16 protein-coding genes are annotated in these 17741 nt (G+C 59.2%); 6 read left to right on the top strand and 10 right to left on the bottom strand.

Going from position 1 to position 17741, the window contains the following annotated elements:
• Window positions 1-406 precede the first annotated feature (406 nt).
• Complete coding sequence (aceK, locus tag WA225_RS15015; protein ID WP_422608494.1) at window positions 407-2128, bottom strand: bifunctional isocitrate dehydrogenase kinase/phosphatase; 1722 nt, start codon at window positions 2126-2128, stop codon at window positions 407-409.
• Window positions 2129-2526: 398 nt separating this feature from the next.
• Here aceK and WA225_RS15010 point away from each other — a divergent pair, with 398 nt between their 5' ends.
• Window positions 2527-4152: a methyl-accepting chemotaxis protein gene (locus WA225_RS15010; protein WP_422608493.1), complete on the top strand. Its 1626-nt coding sequence runs from the start codon at window positions 2527-2529 to the stop codon at window positions 4150-4152.
• An 84-nt stretch (window positions 4153-4236) separates the two neighbouring features.
• The gene (locus WA225_RS15005; protein ID WP_422608492.1) at window positions 4237-5145 is read left to right on the top strand and encodes a DMT family transporter; all 909 of its coding nucleotides are present in this window, start codon (window positions 4237-4239) and stop codon (window positions 5143-5145) included.
• Window positions 5146-5262: 117 nt separating this feature from the next.
• Here the strand turns inward: WA225_RS15005 and WA225_RS15000 are convergent, their stop codons facing one another.
• The 4 genes from WA225_RS15000 to cysK all read right to left on the bottom strand — a co-directional run bounded on the left by WA225_RS15000 (window position 5263) and on the right by cysK (window position 8945).
• Window positions 5263-6126 (bottom strand): DMT family transporter, encoded by an 864-nt coding sequence (locus WA225_RS15000; protein WP_422608491.1) that lies wholly within the window; start codon window positions 6124-6126, stop codon window positions 5263-5265.
• Between the two features lie 95 nt (window positions 6127-6221).
• Window positions 6222-6386 carry a hypothetical protein gene (locus WA225_RS14995; protein WP_422608490.1) on the bottom strand — a complete coding sequence of 55 codons (165 nt, stop codon included), beginning with the start codon at window positions 6384-6386 and terminating at the stop codon, window positions 6222-6224.
• A gap of 461 nt (window positions 6387-6847) precedes the next feature.
• Window positions 6848-7786, bottom strand: coding sequence for an aspartyl/asparaginyl beta-hydroxylase domain-containing protein (locus tag WA225_RS14990; RefSeq protein ID WP_422608489.1), 939 nt, complete (start codon window positions 7784-7786; stop codon window positions 6848-6850).
• A gap of 184 nt (window positions 7787-7970) precedes the next feature.
• On the bottom strand, window positions 7971-8945 hold the full coding sequence (gene cysK, locus WA225_RS14985) for a cysteine synthase A (protein WP_422608488.1): 975 nt from the start codon (window positions 8943-8945) through the stop codon (window positions 7971-7973).
• 127 nt (window positions 8946-9072) lie between these two features.
• Here cysK and WA225_RS14980 point away from each other — a divergent pair, with 127 nt between their 5' ends.
• Window positions 9073-10149, top strand: coding sequence for a DUF748 domain-containing protein (locus WA225_RS14980; protein WP_422608487.1), 1077 nt, complete (start codon window positions 9073-9075; stop codon window positions 10147-10149).
• Here WA225_RS14980 and WA225_RS14975 read toward each other — a convergent pair.
• A complete protein-coding gene (locus WA225_RS14975) occupies window positions 10109-10405 on the bottom strand; it encodes a DUF2442 domain-containing protein (protein ID WP_238785231.1) in 297 nt (98 codons plus the stop codon). The two genes, WA225_RS14980 and WA225_RS14975, sit on opposite strands and share 41 nt — an antisense overlap.
• 291 nt (window positions 10406-10696) lie before the next feature.
• On the opposite strand from WA225_RS14975, the gene WA225_RS14970 reads away from it, so the two are divergent.
• Entirely contained in the window at window positions 10697-11542 is an 846-nt protein-coding gene (locus WA225_RS14970; RefSeq protein ID WP_123452482.1) for an AAA family ATPase, read from the top strand.
• Window positions 11543-11554: 12 nt separating this feature from the next.
• Window positions 11555-12733 carry a vWA domain-containing protein gene (locus tag WA225_RS14965; protein ID WP_007911295.1) on the top strand — a complete coding sequence of 393 codons (1179 nt, stop codon included), beginning with the start codon at window positions 11555-11557 and terminating at the stop codon, window positions 12731-12733.
• Between the two features lie 159 nt (window positions 12734-12892).
• On the opposite strand, the gene WA225_RS14960 is transcribed toward WA225_RS14965, so the two are convergent.
• The 4 genes from WA225_RS14960 to WA225_RS14945 form a co-directional block, all read right to left on the bottom strand.
• Entirely contained in the window at window positions 12893-13810 is a 918-nt protein-coding gene (locus WA225_RS14960; protein ID WP_422608486.1) for a biotin-dependent carboxyltransferase family protein, read from the bottom strand.
• The gene (locus WA225_RS14955; RefSeq protein ID WP_422608485.1) at window positions 13807-14511 is read right to left on the bottom strand and encodes a 5-oxoprolinase subunit B family protein; all 705 of its coding nucleotides are present in this window, start codon (window positions 14509-14511) and stop codon (window positions 13807-13809) included. The genes WA225_RS14960 and WA225_RS14955 overlap by 4 nt, the downstream gene beginning before the upstream one ends.
• Entirely contained in the window at window positions 14508-15260 is a 753-nt protein-coding gene (locus WA225_RS14950; RefSeq protein WP_422608484.1) for a 5-oxoprolinase subunit PxpA, read from the bottom strand. Before WA225_RS14950 ends, WA225_RS14955 begins: the two co-directional genes overlap by 4 nt.
• A gap of 62 nt (window positions 15261-15322) precedes the next feature.
• Window positions 15323-16609: an MFS transporter gene (locus WA225_RS14945; protein ID WP_422608483.1), complete on the bottom strand. Its 1287-nt coding sequence runs from the start codon at window positions 16607-16609 to the stop codon at window positions 15323-15325.
• A gap of 159 nt (window positions 16610-16768) precedes the next feature.
• On the opposite strand from WA225_RS14945, the gene WA225_RS14940 reads away from it, so the two are divergent.
• Window positions 16769-17680: a LysR family transcriptional regulator gene (locus tag WA225_RS14940; RefSeq protein WP_422608482.1), complete on the top strand. Its 912-nt coding sequence runs from the start codon at window positions 16769-16771 to the stop codon at window positions 17678-17680.
• The last annotated feature ends 61 nt before the right edge of the window (window positions 17681-17741 follow it).

Here is a 17741-nt window from a genome sequence, read left to right as displayed (position 1 = left end):
ATTCGGTCGTCTATTTATGCAGGGGGCGGATTGTCGCAGATTTGGCGGATTTGTGGCGTGTCAGGGGGATTGCTGCCCTCACCCTAGCCCTCTCCCGGGGGGAGAGGGGACCGACCGAGTCAACTTTGCCAGCTTCACCGACCTGAACGCGCATCACCGAATCCATAATCGCCAAGCTCTTTCAGGTCGGCGTTTAACCCAAGACACCTCGGTCGGCCCCCCTCTCGCTCAGGGCGAGGGGGCCGATTGGGGGATGCTGAGGATGTTCAGCGACCTGAAACTGCTTTACCGAATCCATAATCGCCAAGGGCTCTCAGGTCGGTGCTTGACGCAAGACACCTCGGTCGGCCCCCTCTCCCTCTGGGCGGTCCGACGTTTCGGGAGGGCTGGGGTGAGGGTTTCTGGCTTATTCGTTATCCAACCCTTTACGCCGATACGGGAAAACATCAATGACTTTCCCCGCCCGAATCGCCTCCTGCAAGCTCTTCCAGTAATCGGCGTTATACAACTCGCCATGCAACTGATCGAACAACTTGCGCTGCCCCGAATCGGCAAACAGGAACGGTGGAAACTCCTCGGGAAACACATCCAGCGGCCCGATCGAATACCACGGCTCGGAGGCCATCTCATCTTCGGGCGTACGCGGCGCAGGGATGTGGCGAAAGTTGGCTTCGGTCAGGAAGCAGATTTCGTCGTAGTCATAAAACACCACACGCCCATGCCGGGTGACGCCGAAGTTCTTCAACAACATGTCACCGGGAAAGATGTTCGCCGCCGCCAGTTGCTTGATCGCCAGGCCGTAATCCTCCAGCGCCTCGCGCACCTGCGCCTCGTTGGCGTTTTCCAGATAGAGGTTGAGCGGGGTCATCCGCCGTTCGGTCCAGCAATGGCGGATCAGCACGGTTTCGCCCTCGACCGAGACCGTCGATGGCGCCACTTCCAGCAACTCCTCAAGGCACGCCGGATCGAATTTACTCAGAGGAAAACGGAAGTCGGCAAATTCCTGGGTGTCGGCCATGCGCCCTACCCGGTCGACGCTTTTCACCAGCCGATATTTCTCGATGACTGTCGCGCGGTCGACGTTTTTCGACGGTGAGAAACGGTCCTTGATGATTTTGAACACCGTGTTGAAACCCGGCAGGGTGAACACGCTCATGACCATCCCGCGCACGCCGGGGGCCATGATGAACTGGTCATCGGTGTTGGCCAGATGATTGATCAGTGCGCGGTAAAACTCGGATTTGCCGTGCTTGTAGAAACCGATCGAGGTGTACAACTCGGCGATGTGCTTGCCCGGCAAAATGCGCCGCAAAAAGCCGATGAACTCCGCCGGCACCGGCACGTCGACCATGAAATACGAACGGGTGAACGAGAAGATGATCGATACATCGGCTTCGTCGGTGATCAGCGCGTCAATCTGGATCCCGCGCCCTTCGCGGTGCAACAGCGGAATCACCAGCGGCCACTGTTCGTCGCGGGTGTAGATGCGCCCGACCAGATACGCGCCCTTGTTGCGGTACAGCACCGAGGAAAACAGTTCGACGCTCAGCTCTGGATCCTTGCACACCCAGTCCGGCAGGTTCTCACGCAATTGCGCTTCGAGCCGAAGCAGGTCGCCGGGCAAATCAGCGTAATCCTCGCTGAAACGGTAGTCGGCAAAAATGCTCGCGAGCATCCCCGACAACTGCCCTTGCGGCTTGTAGGTGCGGGTCTGTGCGGCGCGGGCACGACGCAGGCTCGGACGGGTGGTGTGGATGAACATGCAGCCGTCGCTGATCAGGTCGTGGCTGAACAGCCCGCAGAAAATCGAGTTGTACCAGGTCTCGGACAGCTCATCGTCGAAGCGCAGATCGATGACGCTGATGTAGGCGCTTTTCACCAGCGGCCAGCAGCTGACATTCATCAGCGTTTCATCGTCGAAGTATTCGCGCAGGCGGGCGATGGTTTCGCCGACCTTTTCTTCGTAGAGGTTGATCCGCGCCGCCGACGCGGTTTGCGTCTCTTGCCAGCGCGCCTGCTCGAAGCGTTCCCGGGCGCCGTCGGTAATCCGCCGGAAATGCTCGCGGTAATCGTCAAAGCCATCGAGGATCATGCGGGCGATGTCGGTGGCTGGCCATTGCTGCGGCATAGATAAGACCTCGGCGTGCGTGGGAAATCCGTGCCTGAGCTTAGCCACGCAAGCGTGTGCGCGTGAAGTGCAATTTCCGCCAAATCTGCGCCACGCGCGTCCGACGACACAGTTTTTTGCAAAGTTTTTTTAATCGACCGTTCGGTCAGTTAATCACCTCACTGGTCCTTCTTGCCGCTCTGCCCCAGCCCGCGAATTCTCTGGGCTTCGGATCCAATACCCGCAAGCCCCTCTAGGCCGTGGCTTTGCTGTGAAACCACGGAACATCAGCGGCTATTCCAGATTGGTCTTACCAAAATAGTGGCACTTTGATATACAGCCCGCCAGCACCCGCCTCATAACAAGATCCTCGCCTGACGAGGACGACCTCCCCCCTTCAAAGATCAAGGAGCACACTGATGTCTATCCGGAATCTGCGCATAGGTTTGCGCGCCAGTTTGAGTTTCGCCGTTTTGGCCAGTCTGCTGGTGGTGGTCGGCCTGTTCGGTCTGGGCCAGATGAAGACCCTGCGCGAGAGTGCAGCCGTGATTGAAGAGTCCTGGATGCCGAGCATCGAGAGCATCCATGACGCGGCGGCGAACATCGCCAGCATCCGTCTCGAATCGTTGCGATTGATCACCAGCACTCAGCCTGCCGTGCGCGACAGAAGCAAAGGCATCATCAGGGCGCAGCGCGAGGAATTGCTCAAACGCCTTAACGATCACAAAACCCTGCTCGCCAGCGAGGAAGAACGGGTGATGCTCGAAGGTTTGAATGCCAACGCCGCCAAGTACATGAGCATCCTCGAACAAATCATCGGCCAGATCGACGCCGGGCAGACTGAACAGGCCTACACGCGTCTTAACAATGAATTGGCACCACAGGGAACCGTACTCGACAAGACGCTGGAGCAGATGATCAGCCTCAACCAACAGGGTGCCGACGCCGCCGCCGATGCCGCTGCGGCGATGTACCAACGGGCGCTGTGGATCGTCGCGACGATCATCGTGGTTGCCCTGATTGCCACCCTGTTATTGGCCTGGTTACTGACACGCAGCATCACCACCCCGATCAATCAGGCCCTGAATGTGGCCCGGCGCATTGCCGCCGGAGACCTCAGCGGTCAGATCACCAGCACCGGTAAAGATGAGGCGGCGCAACTACTCGACGCCTTGGCCGAGATGCAGGGCAATCTGCGCTCGACCATCCGCGGCATCAGCGAATCGGCACAGCAACTGGCCTCCGCCGCCGAGGAAATGAGCTCGGTGATGGAGCAAAGCACGCGCGGCCTGCAACAGCAGAACGACCAGATCGAACAAGCGGCCACGGCTGTTACCGAGATGAGCACGGCGGTGGACGAAGTCGCGGCCAACGCGGTGTCCAGTGCCGAGGCGTCCGCCGCTTCAAATGAGGACAGCAAGCACGGGCATGTGCAGGTCAGCGAAACCATCAGCTCGATTCAGGAACTGGTCAGCGCCGTGCTGGGCGCCTCCGGACAAGCGGAGGGTCTGGCCACTCAGGCGCAGGACATCAGCAAAGTGCTGGAAGTGATTCGCGGGATTGCCGGGCAAACCAACCTGCTGGCGCTCAACGCGGCCATCGAAGCGGCCCGGGCCGGTGAGGCCGGGCGCGGCTTTGCCGTGGTCGCCGATGAAGTGCGTTCGCTGGCACAACGCACGCAGAACTCCACCGAAGAAATCGAGCTGATGATCAGCAGCATCCAGCAAGGCACCGGCGCTACCGTTGGCGCGTTGCAAAGCAGTGCCGAGCAGGCCGGGCAAACCCTGCGCCGGGCCAACAGTGCGGGGCAGGCACTGGAGAAAATCACTGCATCGATTTCGCAGATCAACCAGCGCAATCTGGTGATCGCCAGCGCAGCCGAGCAACAGGCGCTGGTCGCTCGCGAGGTCGATCAGAATCTGGTGACCATCCGCGACCTCTCAACCCAGACTGCCGCCGGAGCGACGCAAACTTCGGCGGCGAGCCAGGAACTGTCGCGTCTGGCGGTCGACCTCAACGGTCTGGTCACGCGCTTTGTCATCTAGGTAAAAGTTGCATGCCGCAATAGCGGTTGCCATCGTCAGGGCACTCGGCAACACTCTCGTCCCGATCAAGGAAGGAGACCCGCCGTGAGCCCTGTCGATATTTTCCGTATGTTGTCGCTGGCGGCCATTTGGGGCGCGAGTTTTCTGTTCATGCGCATTATTGCGCCGGTGGTCGGCACGATTCCGACAGCCTTTTTCCGCGTATCGATTGCCGCTGTCGGCCTGCTGGTGATTGTCGGGTTGATGCGCATCAGCTGGGATTTCAAGGGCAAGCTGAAAACCGTGATGTTGCTGGGTGTGATCAACTCGGGGATTCCGGCGACGCTGTATTCGGTGGCGGCGCAGGTGCTGCCGGCCGGTTATTCGGCGATCTTCAATGCCACCACGCCGTTGATGGGTGTGCTGATTGGCGGTCTGTTCTTCAGTGAAAGGCTCACCGCAGCCAAACTCGGCGGGGTGTTTCTCGGCCTGTTCGGTGTCGGCGTACTGACCCGCGCCGGTCCCGTTGCGTTCGATCTGCAACTGCTGATGGGCGCCCTCGCCTGTCTGCTGGCAACCACTTGTTATGGTTTCGCCGGATTCCTCGCGCGGCGCTGGCTGGATCAGGCGGGTGGGCTGGACAGTCGTTTGTCGGCGTTGGGCAGCATGCTCGGCGCCACTGTGTTCTTGTTGCCACTGTTCGGCTACAGCGTCATCACCGCGCCACCCGCGAGCTGGGGCGGCTGGAATGTCTGGCTGTCGCTGCTCGGCCTGGGCCTGGGATGCACGGCGTTTGCGTACATCATTTATTTCCGCCTGCTGAGTTCGATCGGCCCGGTGAAATCGATGACCGTGACCTTCATGATTCCGCCGTTCGGGGTGTTGTGGGGGGCGTTGCTGCTGGATGAGCCGTTGTCGATGGCGCACTTGTATGGCGGGGTGTTGATTGCGTTGGCGTTGTGGCTGGTGTTGAAGCCTGCGGTGGTGAAGCCGGCTGAGGTGCCGGCCCGATAAATTTGTGCTGTGGCCGAAAAGGCCATCGCGAGCAGGCTCACTCCTACAATTGGAATGCGTTCCCCTGAGTGAGCCTGCTCGCGATCGGCGGCCTAAAAGCCGCCACCTGACGATCTGTTAGCTGGTTTTACGGAACACAAATGCCAGGCCGACCACAATCAACAGCATCCCCAGCACACTCAACGCTGCCAGGCGATTGCCGAAAATCAGGTAATCCATCACCGCCGTCACCGCCGGCACCAGATAGAACAAACTGGTGACATTCACCAGATTGCCCCGCGCAATCAGTCGATACAGCAACAGCGTCGCCAGCACCGAGACCACCAGCCCCATCCACAACACCGGCACGATGAAACCTGCGCTGTGTTCAAAATGAAATGGCTGGAACGGCACGAAAATCCCGCACAACAACAGCCCGGCCAGGTACTGCACCGGCAGTGTGCCGAGAGGATTGTCGGTGATGCGTTTCTGCATGATCGAGCCCAGCGTCATGCTCGCCAGCGCCAGCAGACCAAACAGCATCCCCGCCCAGGACATCCCGGCCAGACCGATGCCCTGGTAAACCACCATGATCAGCCCCGCCAGCCCCAGCGCCAGCCCGAACATCCGGCGCGCGGAACGCTGCCGTTCCATCATCACCACGGTGAGAATCGGCTGCACGCCCATGATGGTCGCCATCACACCGGGGGTGACTCTGGTGTTGAGCGCCAGCAGATAGAAAATCTGATACGCGCCCAACAACACCACACCCGTGGCAATCGCAAACAGCATCGGCCGTCCGCCCTTGGGCAACTTCAGCTTGAGCAACGGCGCCAACAGCATCAGCCCGCACAGGGCAATCACAAAGCGAATCAACAGAAAGGCAAACGGTGAAGCGTGGGCCAAACCCCATTTGGAGAAGATCGCCCCGCTGCTCCACAGCAGAACGAACAGGCTCGTGGACGCAGCCGCGAGCGCGGATTTTTTCGAAAGGACAAACATGAATACCACCTGTAGTCAGGCAAGAAGCCAACTCAGCCGAAGCTGAAATTCAGTAGATTTTTCTGGCAGGCGCAGGGGTCAGCAGAAACTGCCGATCAGCCCGAAACGCCAACGCCCGGCGGCGATACGACGGCGCACACCGGCGTGCTACTGACAGGTGGGGGGTAATGACTGATCTGCCGGGGTTGCTGATCCGCGCACGGCACGACGCCAGCGTTGACCGCTGAATCGACTACCGCGTTGATGAGGGATGCAGGCATTGGGGCAGATCTTTTTTGAAGGGGTGGAAGGTAAGCCACGGGGCTCACGAGCGCCGACTATAACCAGCGTGGGACATGGATTGCAATGATTTGGACAAAGGGCCAGCAGGGACAGTTGGCTGCAAGGTGAATAGGCTGGATTGCAATTGCGACACCCCAACCATGGAGGACAAGGGCTAATTGACTAAGACTAGTATCGAGCAACTGCTCATTTAATGATCAACGCCGGAGGCACCATGAAGGCTGCCGTTGAAAAAAAGGCGCCAGGCGCCAGATCGATAAAAGCTGATAGGAAACGCTCTTCTGGAAAGTTTTCTGAACGGGAGTTGCACCGAATCAGAGAAGCATTGGTGAATCCAGCCGCGGAAGAGCCAGGAGGCGTCCTCGCTGGCGCCTCGTTCACCTTCTCTTCATAAAAAAACCGCTCACAAGGAGCGGTTTTTTTATTACAACATCCAGCCTCAACCAAACAGCCAATACCCCAACAACGTCAACACCACCACCGCCAGCACCGGCCGCAGCACGCGGTAGGCCTTCGGATGACGGCGTTTCCACTGTTTAACCACGCCGCTGAACTTGTCGCTGAAGTTCTTGCTCCAGGCATACGCCTGGTTGATCCCGCCGACGCGTTCGTCATCAAGGTTCTGCGGTGCGGTGGCACGGCCAAGCCAGGCGCTGATCGCGCGGTTGATGCGGGTCATCAGGCGATTGCTCAGTGGGCGCTCGACGTCGCAGAACAGAATCACGCGGGTTTGGTCGGTTTCGTTCTTGACCCAGTGCACGTAGGTCTCATCGAACATCACGTCTTCACCGTCGCGCCAGGCGTAAACCTGACCGTCGACGAAGATCCGGCAATCATCGGAGTTTGGCGTCGACAGGCCGAGGTGATAGCGCAGCGAGCCGGCAAACGGATCGCGGTGCGGGTTGAGGTGACTGCCGCCCGGCAGCAACGCAAACATCGCGCCTTTGACGTTTGGAATCGCACTGACCAGGGCCACGGTCTTCGGGCACAGGGCTTCGGCCGATGGCAGCGGTTTGTCGTACCATTTGAGGTAGAAACGCTTCCAGCCCTTCTTGAAGAACGAGCCGAAACCGGCGTCGTTGTTCTTTTCCGCCGCGCGAATATAGCCCTCGTCGAACAGGTGCATGGCTTCGTCGCGAATGGTTTCCCAGTTATCGCGCAGTACGTCCAGTTCCGGGAATTTGCTGCGATCCAGGTACGGCTTGGACGGCACGCCGGAGAACAGGTACATCAAGGCGTTGTACGGAGCGAACAGCGCCGAGTGGTTGACGAACTGGCGCAGAACCGGCAAACGCGCCTTGCCGCGCAAATGCACATAGAGGATGCTGCCCACAAACAGCAGCAGCACCAATACCTTGGCGGCTAACGAAAAGGTCATCAACGACTCCTTGAATAAAGACAACGCTGCGCAATGCCCTTTACCCGGCATGGCAGCCGGCCATGATAAACACTACCGGCGCCGGGCAAAACCCGCCTTACACAAGATTCAGTGTTAAGAATTGCGCAACAAAGCACTTATTAGCATAAGGTTCCTGAACCCTGGCTGATCTGAATCAACAGGGTTACTGCTGATTCTCCTGTTCAGTGAACAGATCGCTGAACAACATGCTCGACAGATAGCGCTCACCGGAGTCCGGCAAAATCACCACGATGGTCTTGCCCTGCATTTCCGGCGTCTCGGCCAGACGCACCGCCACGGCCATCGCTGCACCGCAGGAGATGCCGCACAAAATCCCTTCTTCCTGCATCAGACGCAGCGCCATCGCCTTGGACTCTTCGTCAGTAACCAGCTCGACCCGGTCAACCATCGACAGATCAAGGTTCTTCGGTACAAAACCGGCCCCGATGCCCTGAATCTTGTGCGGGCTCGGCTTGATCTCTTCGCCGGCCAGCGCCTGGGTGATCACCGGCGAAGACATGGGCTCCACCGCCACCGACAAAATCGGTTTGCCTTGCGTGTTCTTGATATACCGCGACACGCCGGTAATGGTTCCACCGGTGCCGACGCCGGCGACCAATACATCGACAGCACCGTCGGTGTCGTTCCAGATCTCCGGACCGGTGGTCTTTTCATGGATGGCCGGGTTGGCCGGGTTATCGAACTGTGCCGGCATGAAATATTTGTCGGCATCGCTGGCGACGATTTCGCCCGCTTTCTCGATCGCGCCCTTCATGCCTTTGGCAGGCTCGGTAAGCACCAATTCGGCGCCCAGTGCCTTGAGGACTTTGCGGCGTTCGATGCTCATCGAGGCCGGCATGGTCAGCATCAATTTGTAACCACGCGCTGCAGCTACAAAGGCCAGACCGATGCCGGTGTTACCCGAGGTCGGCTCGACAATGGTCATGCCCGGCTTGAGTTTACCGCTGCTTTCGGCGTCCCAGATCATGTTGGCGCCAATCCGGCACTTGACCGAGTAACCAGGATTGCGCCCTTCGATCTTGGCCAGAATGGTCACGCCACGCGGCGCGATGCGGTTGATCTGCACCAGCGGCGTGTTGCCGATGGAATGGGCGTTGTCAGCGAAAATACGGCTCATGGCTGGGTCCTTATGCAGCATTGAATTCAGCCTTCAAAGGTATGCCTGTTGCCTGGCGCAGTCCAGTCGGGTCGAACGTCTGCGCGACGTAACAGTCAATCGCTTACATCGTCAGGGAATTGCCGTCATGAAGCGTCGCTACAGTTGGCCACTAGGGATTTTCGCCGTCGTCGTTGTGCTGCTGATCGCCCTGCACATCGCCCTGCCTTACATGGTGCGCGACTACCTGAACGGCAAGCTGGCGGACATGGGTGACTATCGGGGCCAGATCACTGATGTCGATCTGGCCCTGTGGCGCGGCGCCTACAAAATCAACGGCCTGAAAATCGTCAAAGTCGACGGCAAGGTGCCGGTGCCGTTCGTCAATGCGCCGCTGATCGATCTGGCAGTCAGTTGGCATTCGCTGTGGTACGACCATGCTGTCGTGGCGCAAGTGAAGTTCATCAATCCCGAGATCAACTTCGTCGATGGCGGGGCCAACAAGCAGAATTCCCAGACCGGTCAGGGCACTGACTGGCGCGCGCAACTGGGCAAGTTGCTGCCGATCACCCTCGACGAAGTGCAAATCCATGAGGGCAAGATCAGTTTCCGCAATTTCAACTCCAAACCGCCGGTCAACATGAACGCCACGAACGTCGAGGCCAGCATCTACAACCTGACTAACGTGGTTGATAAACAGGGCAAGCGCGATGCCCGTTTCGAGGGTAAAGCCCTGCTGCTCGGCCACGCACCGCTGGAAACCACCGCCACGTTTGACCCGCTGAGCAATTTCGAAGACTTCGAATTCCGCCTGCGCGCCAAAGACATCGAACTCAAAAGCATGAACGACTTCGCCTCGGCTTACGGCAAGTTCGACTTCAACGCCGGCCACGGTGATGTGGTGATCGAGGCCAAAGCCAAGAAAGCCCAGGTCAACGGCTACATCAAACCGCTGCTGCGCGACGTCGAAGTGTTCAACTGGCAGCAGGACGTGGAAAACAAGAACAAGAGCATCTTCCGCTCAGTCTGGGAGGCACTGGTGGGCGGCACAGAAACCGTGCTGAAAAACCAGGCGAAAAACCAGTTCGCCACCAAGGTCGAACTCAGCGGCAACGTCCATCAGCAAAATATCAGCGCGTTCGAAGCTTTTTTACAGATTTTGCGCAATGGCTTTGTACAGGCATTCAATGCGCGGTATGAGCGGCCGAAGCCGGATGCGGGTTAGGGTTCATTTCTGGAAAAGCATCCAGATATAGAGTATCGGCGCCAATCTGAATATCCGGGGCCGGCCATTCAACGGTCCAACCTTTATCGCCCAAGATGGCAGTCGCAAAGACTTGGGGATCAAGCAAGGGCTGCAACTGCTTACACGTCTGAATATCTCGACTCAAATCGAGTGTCAGCGCTCGACCATCAACAAAGTCCAGTGCAAGCCGGCAATCAGAGAGTGCAGTAACTGCCGCCAAGCGTGGTCGTTTCATGGATAGCATCAATTCAGCGCCTCCAGGCACATGGGGGACTGCTTCGCAGCCCAGCGGGAGCAAGCTCCCTCGCCACAGATTCAGTGGACACCCTAAAGGCTATCGCCAAATCAACGAGGCCTGAATACTGGCCAAGCGCCGAGACTGAGTCAACATGTGACGCCCCATTCAGAGACTGAATAAGCCGTCTGCGTTCACAGTCGACCGGCCTGCGCGTTATAGTCGGGCATCCGATTATTTCGCCCCCCGCCCTGCCCGTTCAGGTCGGCGTTACCGTTCGAGGATTAGCAGATGAAGTTCGAAGGCACCCAGGCCTACGTCGCCACCGATGACCTGAAGCTGGCGGTCAACGCCGCTATCACCCTGGAACGGCCGCTGCTGGTCAAGGGCGAGCCGGGCACCGGCAAGACCATGCTCGCCGAGCAACTGGCCGAATCGTTCGGCGCCAGGTTGATCACCTGGCACATCAAGTCCACCACCAAGGCTCATCAGGGTCTGTACGAGTACGATGCGGTCAGCCGTCTGCGCGACTCGCAGCTGGGCAACGAGAAAGTCCACGACGTGCGCAACTACCTGAAGAAAGGCAAGCTCTGGGAGGCTTTCGAGTCCGAAGAGCGGGTCATTCTGCTGATCGACGAGATCGACAAGGCCGACATCGAATTCCCCAACGACTTGCTACAAGAACTCGACAAGATGGAGTTCTACGTTTACGAGATCGACGAGACCATCAAGGCCAAGAAACGCCCGATCATCATCATTACCTCCAACAACGAGAAAGAGCTGCCGGACGCGTTCCTGCGCCGCTGCTTCTTCCACTACATCGCTTTCCCCGACCGCACCACCCTGCAAAAAATCGTCGACGTGCACTACCCGGACATCAAGAAGGATCTGGTCAGCGAAGCGCTGGACGTGTTCTTCGACGTGCGCAAAGTGCCGGGCCTGAAGAAGAAGCCGTCGACTTCGGAACTGGTCGACTGGCTGAAGCTGCTGATGGCCGACAATATTGGCGAAGCGGTGCTGCGCGAACGCGATCCGACCAAGGCCATCCCACCGTTGGCCGGCGCCTTGGTGAAGAACGAACAGGACGTGCAATTGCTTGAGCGTCTGGCGTTCATGAGCCGTCGCGGCACCCGCTAAGAGGCTGATGCCATGCTGCTCAACCTGTTCAATGAAATGCGTGCAGCCAAGGTGCCGGTGTCGGTGCGCGAGCTGCTCGACCTGATCAACGCGCTGAAACAGCGCGTGACCTTCGCCGACATGGACGAGTTCTACTACTTGTCGCGGGCGATTCTGGTGAAGGACGAACGTCATTTCGACAAGTTCGACCGCGCGTTCGGCGCCTACTTCAACGGCCTCGAAAAGCTCGATGATCACTTGCAGGCGCTGATTCCCGAAGACTGGCTGCGCAAGGAGTTCGAGCGCTCACTGAGCGACGAAGAACGCGCACAGATCCAGTCCCTCGGCGGTCTGGACAAGCTGATCGAAGAGTTCAAGAAGCGCCTGGAAGAACAGAAGGAACGCCATGCCGGCGGCAACAAATGGATCGGCACCGGCGGCACCAGCCCGTTCGGTTCCGGTGGATTCAACCCGGAAGGCATTCGGGTCGGTGATGCCGGCAAACGGCAGGGCAAAGCGGTAAAAGTCTGGGATCAGCGCGAGTACAAGAACCTCGATGACTCGGTGGAACTGGGTACGCGCAATATCAAGGTCGCGCTGCGTCGTCTGCGCAAGTTCGCGCGTCAGGGCGCCGCGGAAGAGCTCGATATCGACGGCACCATTGACCACACCGCCAAGGATGCCGGCCTGCTGAATATCCAGATGCGCCCGGAGCGCCGCAACACGGTGAAGCTGTTGTTGCTGTTCGATATCGGCGGCTCGATGGACGCGCACGTGAAGATCTGCGAGGAGCTGTTCTCGGCCTGCAAGACCGAGTTCAAGCACCTGGAGTACTTCTACTTCCACAACTTCGTTTATGAATCGGTGTGGAAGAACAACATGCGCCGCACCTCAGAGCGCACTTCGACGCAGGACCTGCTGCACAAGTACGGCGCCGACTACAAGGTGATCTTCATCGGTGACGCCGCCATGGCGCCGTATGAAATCACTCAGGCGGGCGGCAGCGTCGAGCACTGGAACGAAGAGCCGGGTTATGTCTGGATGCAGCGCTTCATGGAGAAGTACAAGAAGCTCATCTGGATCAATCCGTATCCAAAAGATACCTGGGGCTATACCTCGTCGACCAATATTGTGCGCGATCTGATCGAGGATCAGATGTATCCGCTGACGTTGCGCGGGCTTGAGGAAGGGATGCGGTTTTTGTCCAAATGACGACCAGATCGTTCCCACGCTCTGCGTGGGAACGCATCCAGTGACGCTCTGCGTCACAGGGACGCGGAGCGTCCCAGGCGGCATTCCCACGCGGAGCGTGGGAACGATCAAATTCGCGTTCCCCTGTAGGAGCTGCCGCAGGCTCAGATCTTCTGGTCTTCAGCCAAATTTCTGCAAATACTCGATATGTTCGCGATGTGCGACATCCTGCACCACCGGCCTTAACCGCACCTGCGCCCCCGGCAGACACTGCGCCAGCCGTGCCAGCGCCAACGGCGTCAACGCGCCCAAGCGTGGATACCCACCAATCGTCTGCCGGTCATTGAGCAACACAATCGGCTGGCCGTCCGGCGGCACTTGTACCGCGCCCAACGGAATGCCCTCGGAAATCATCGGCTGGCCCTGATATTCCAACGCCTTGCCGAGCAAACGAATGCCCATGCGATCAGCGCGACTGTCCAGCGTCCAGGCACTGTTGAAAGCATCGAACAGACTCTGCCCGCTGAACTGACCAATCTGCGCGCCGAGCACCAGATCCAGAGCTGCCGTCGATTTCAAATCCGGCCGCAACGCCAGCGGCACTTCGCGAAGCAACAGCGATTCCCCGTGACAACTCAGCGTCGAACCCTTGGCCAAGGGCAAACCCATGCCATCGAGCCCACCGAGTTCTTCACGCACGACGGTGGCGCTACTGCCCAAGACCTTCGGTGCGGCGAAACCACCGGGCGCCGCCAAATAAGCCCGAGCCCCGAGCAACGGCTGCGTGAACTGCAATGTCTGGCCTTTGCGCAACTTGAAACTGCGCCACGGCGCCAGCGGTTGCCCGTCAATCTGCGCGCCAAGGTCTGCCCCGGCCAGCGCTAGCAAACAATCATCTTCAGCGATGACGACAAAGCCGCCAAGGGTGATTTCGATCACAGGCACATCCAGCCCGTTACCCATCAGCCAGTTGGCCCAACTCATAGAACACCAGTCTGCCGCGCCGCCCTGGGTCACGCCCAGATGCCGCACGCCGAAACGCCCCGCGTCCTGCAACAGACACAGCGGCGTACTCGCCTCAATCGTCAATCGGCTCATGCCTGCGCCTCCAATGGCGTGTCGTCGCCGCCCAGATTGATGAACTCGGCATGACTGACCGCTTCGAATCGCACCGTGTCGCCCGGTTGCATCAGGCTGTAGCCGTCGCGATGACGATCAAACAGTTGCGCCGGCGTGCGGCCGATCAGGTTCCAGCCACCGGGTGAGACGACTGGATAAGCTGCGGTTTGCCGCTCAGCAATTCCCACGCTTCCGGCGGCGACTTTCTTGCGCGGCGTGTTCAAACGTGGAGCCGCGAGGATTTCTTCGACCAATCCCATAAACGCGAACCCCGGCGCGAAACCCAGGGCGAATACCTGATATTCACGTCCACTGTGGCGACGGATCACCTCCTCCACTGCCAGCCCACTTCGCTCGGCAAGCAGGCTCAATTCAGGCCCGACGCTGAGGTCATACCAGACCGGCAGCACATGGCACTGGCCGCCGGTTCGGGCATTCGGCGACAGGTCGATCAACGCTTCGCCGATCAATTCCCGCGCCTGACCCGGACTCAGTGCAGTCAAATCGTAATGCACCATCAGCGTCGTATACGAGGGCACCAGATCGATCAGCTGCGCGCCGAACACCGCACGCAAGCGCTCGCTGGCGGCGAGCATCCACGGCATGTTGGCTTCGGCGATTTCGTCGAACAGACGCAGCATCAGGCAATCCAGTGCCACCACTTCAATCCTTGGGCTCATGGTGCACTCTGCTGATTCAAGGCTTCACGAATGCGCTGCACGGCGGCCACCGAACTGGCGTTGTCGCCGTGCACGCAAAGGGTGTTGGCGTGCAGGCGCAAGGCGCTGCCATCGCTGGCGCTGAGCGGGTCGCCACGGGCGATGGTCAGGGCTTGCTCGATGATTTTCTCGGGGTCGTGATGCACCGCGCCCGGCAGTTGTCGCGAAAGCAGTTTGCCGGCGCTGTCATAGGCGCGGTCGGCGAAGGCTTCGAACCACAGGGGCACGCCATACTCATCACCGATCTGCTGCGCCGCCGAGTTGTCGCGGGTGGCCATCAGCATCAACGGCAGGCTGTGGTCGTAAGCGGCCACCGCCTGAATCACCGCGCGCAATTGCGCCGGGTTGGCCATCATGTCGTTGTACATCGCGCCGTGGGGTTTGACGTAACTGACGCGCCCGCCCTGGGCTTTGCAGATGCCATCGAGCGCGCCGATCTGGTAATGCAGGATGTCTTGCAGCTCTTGCGCCGAATACACCATGGAGCGGCGACCGAATCCGACCAGATCCTGATAGGCCGGGTGTGCGCCGATCTGCACGCCATGACTCAAGGCCAGGCTGACGGTCTTGCGCATGATGCTCGGGTCACCGGCGTGGAAACCACAGGCCACGTTGGCGCAATCGATGAAGGGCATGACCTCGGCATCCAGGCCCATGGTCCAGCTGCCGAAACTCTCGCCAATGTCGCAATTCAATAGCAGGCGGCTCACGGTGAACACTCCTGTAGGTGCTTGTCTTTTTATCTGTAGGACTGTGCTGCGCAGGTTATCAGTTACTGCGCATCGAGTTGCTTGCCACGGGTTTCCGGCAAGCTCAACGCCGCGATAATCACTACGCCGTAAGACACCGCCGCAAAGGCGCCAATACCTACGCTCAACGGTACTTTCTGGCTGAGCAGACCGATCAGCAGCGGAAACAAAGCCGCCAGCGCCCGGCCGATGTTGTAGCAAAAGCCCTGCCCCGAACCGCGAATCCGCGTGGGGAACAGTTCAGTGAGAAACGCGCCCATGCCGCTGAAAATCCCCGAGGCGAAGAAACCCAACGGGAAGCCCAGCCACAGCATCACACCGTTGCTCACCGGCAACTGTGTGTAGAGCAGAACGATGGTGAACGAGCCGACTGCGAACAGGATGAAGTTCTTTTTCCGCCCCAGCAGGTCAGTCAGATAAGCGCTGATCACATAGCCGACGTAGGAGCCGACAATCACCATCGCCAGATAACCGCCGGTGCCGAGCACGCTCAGGCCGCGTTCGTTTTTCAGAAAGGTCGGCAGCCAGGAAGTGATCGCGTAATAACCACCCAGAGCACCGGTGGTCAACAGCGAAGCGCGAATCGTGGTGAAGAGCATGCCGGGGGCGAAGATCTCGTAGAACTTCGACTGAGTCTCTGGCGTTTGCTGCGCTTTGGCTTCGCGATAGATCTCCGGATCCTTGACCAGCCGACGGACGAAAATCACGAAAATCGCCGGCACGATGCCGAGGATGAACAGCGCACGCCAAGCGTCTTCCGGCGGCAACACGGAAAACAGCAACGCATACAGAATCGCTGTCAGGCCCCAGCCCAGCGCCCACCCCGATTGCACCATGCCCACCGCTTTGCCACGGTCCTTGGCGCGGATCACTTCACCGATCAGCACCGCACCGGCAGTCCATTCGCCGCCGAAACCGAAGCCCATCAACGTGCGCGCGATCAGCAATTGTTCGTAGTTCTGCGCGAAGCCGCAGAGGAAGGTGAAGAAGGCGAACCACAACACGGTCAGTTGCAGGGTGCGCACGCGACCGATGCGGTCAGAAAGAATCCCGGCCACCCAACCGCCAATCGCCGAAGCAATCAACGTGCTGGTGTGAATCAGCCCCGCTTCGCCGGTGGTGATGCCCCACATCGCAATCAGCGTCGGCACGACGAAGCTGAGCATCTGCGTGTCCATGCCGTCCAGACCGTAGCCGATCTTGCAGCTCCAGAACGTGCGACGTTCCTGCTGATTGATGTTGCGATACCAGTCGAACGGCCCGGGACGCGCCGTTGCCGTGGATGCTTCTAGGGTGTCGGGAGCACGCATGGCTTATCTCCGCAGGTTTTTTATTGGTCTTGTTCGTAGCCCCGACGACGCCTATCGTGGGGACCGGATGCGTCGATTTTTCGTCGCGCGGCCCTGCTGCGTCCAACGAATAAAAACCCGCCTTAGCCATAAGAAAAATTTGTCACCCGAGCCTTGCCCATGAACCTGAAGTTTCTCGAGACCTTTGTCTGGGTCGCCCGACTGAAGAGTTTTCGCCTGACCGCCGACAAGCTGTTCACCACCCAGGCGTCGATTTCCAGCCGCATCGCAGTGCTGGAAGGTGAACTGGGGGTGAAGCTGTTTTTGCGCGATTCACGCGGTGTCAGCCTGACGCCCGAAGGCTTGAAAGTGCTGGAATATGCCGAGCAAATGCTCGACACGATGTCGGCGCTCAAGCAATCGATCGAAACCCGCTCGAGCAAAGTCGGCCGGGTGCGCATCGGCGTGATGGACACGGTAATTCACACTTGGCTCAGCCCGTTGGTGGCGCAGATGACAGAGCTGTATCCGCGGGTGGAAATCGAGCTGGTGGCGGATACCTCGCTGAACCTCTGCGATCAACTGCAAAAAGGCTTTCTCGACATCGTTCTGCAAACCGATCTGATCCGTCATGAAAGCGTGCGCAGCCTGGAGCTGGCCAGCCATCCGCTGGGCTGGATTGTCGCGAGTAATTCGATCTACAACCGCGACTACGCCGACCTCGCCGAACTGGCGCAGGAACGGGTCATCACCTATTCGAAAAACTCCCGGCCGCATCAGGACCTTCTGGCGTTGATGCAGGCCAATGGCGTACTCGCGCCACGTTTGAACTGCGTGAATTCAGTGTCGGCGATCACCCGGTTGTTGCGTGATGGATTCGGGATTGGTGTGCTGCCACCGGTGTTGGTCGCCGAGGAACTGGCGCGAGGGGAATTGACCTTGCTGGCGATTGATCAACGGCCACCGAACTTGCAGGTGGTGGTGTCGTGGCGGGTGGGCGTTGAGTGGGTCGAGGAGATTGTGACGCTGTGTCAGCAGGTGCTGGAAGGTTACGCGCGCAAGGTGGGCAAGGACTACATCGCTTTAAGTTGATCGTTCCGACGCTCCGCGTGGGAATGCAGCCCGGGACGCTCCGCGTCCCTCGAAAGCCGAA

Source organism: Pseudomonas sp. (assembly GCF_049300855.1).
In the GTDB taxonomy this organism is placed as follows: domain Bacteria; phylum Pseudomonadota; class Gammaproteobacteria; order Pseudomonadales; family Pseudomonadaceae; genus Aquipseudomonas.
The sequence above is the reverse complement of the archived record's forward strand: the minus strand, read 5'-3'. Positions and strand labels throughout refer to the sequence as shown.

Excerpts from the sequence above, each read along its gene's own strand:
- WA225_RS14970 (WP_123452482.1), top strand. The coding sequence starts at position 10,697 with ATGAAGTTCGAAGGCACCCAGGCCTACGTCGCCACCGATGACCTGAAG.
- aceK (WP_422608494.1), bottom strand. The coding sequence starts at position 2,128 with ATGCCGCAGCAATGGCCAGCCACCGACATCGCCCGCATGATCCTCGAT.
- WA225_RS14940 (WP_422608482.1), top strand. The coding sequence starts at position 16,769 with ATGAACCTGAAGTTTCTCGAGACCTTTGTCTGGGTCGCCCGACTGAAG.
- WA225_RS14955 (WP_422608485.1), bottom strand. The coding sequence starts at position 14,511 with ATGAGCCCAAGGATTGAAGTGGTGGCACTGGATTGCCTGATGCTGCGT.
- WA225_RS14975 (WP_238785231.1), bottom strand. The coding sequence starts at position 10,405 with ATGAAACGACCACGCTTGGCGGCAGTTACTGCACTCTCTGATTGCCGG.
- WA225_RS14960 (WP_422608486.1), bottom strand. The coding sequence starts at position 13,810 with ATGAGCCGATTGACGATTGAGGCGAGTACGCCGCTGTGTCTGTTGCAG.
- WA225_RS15010 (WP_422608493.1), top strand. The coding sequence starts at position 2,527 with ATGTCTATCCGGAATCTGCGCATAGGTTTGCGCGCCAGTTTGAGTTTC.
- WA225_RS14990 (WP_422608489.1), bottom strand. The coding sequence starts at position 7,786 with ATGACCTTTTCGTTAGCCGCCAAGGTATTGGTGCTGCTGCTGTTTGTG.
- WA225_RS14965 (WP_007911295.1), top strand. The coding sequence starts at position 11,555 with ATGCTGCTCAACCTGTTCAATGAAATGCGTGCAGCCAAGGTGCCGGTG.
- WA225_RS15000 (WP_422608491.1), bottom strand. The coding sequence starts at position 6,126 with ATGTTTGTCCTTTCGAAAAAATCCGCGCTCGCGGCTGCGTCCACGAGC.
- cysK (WP_422608488.1), bottom strand. The coding sequence starts at position 8,945 with ATGAGCCGTATTTTCGCTGACAACGCCCATTCCATCGGCAACACGCCG.
- WA225_RS14995 (WP_422608490.1), bottom strand. The coding sequence starts at position 6,386 with ATGCCTGCATCCCTCATCAACGCGGTAGTCGATTCAGCGGTCAACGCT.
- WA225_RS14945 (WP_422608483.1), bottom strand. The coding sequence starts at position 16,609 with ATGCGTGCTCCCGACACCCTAGAAGCATCCACGGCAACGGCGCGTCCC.
- WA225_RS14980 (WP_422608487.1), top strand. The coding sequence starts at position 9,073 with ATGAAGCGTCGCTACAGTTGGCCACTAGGGATTTTCGCCGTCGTCGTT.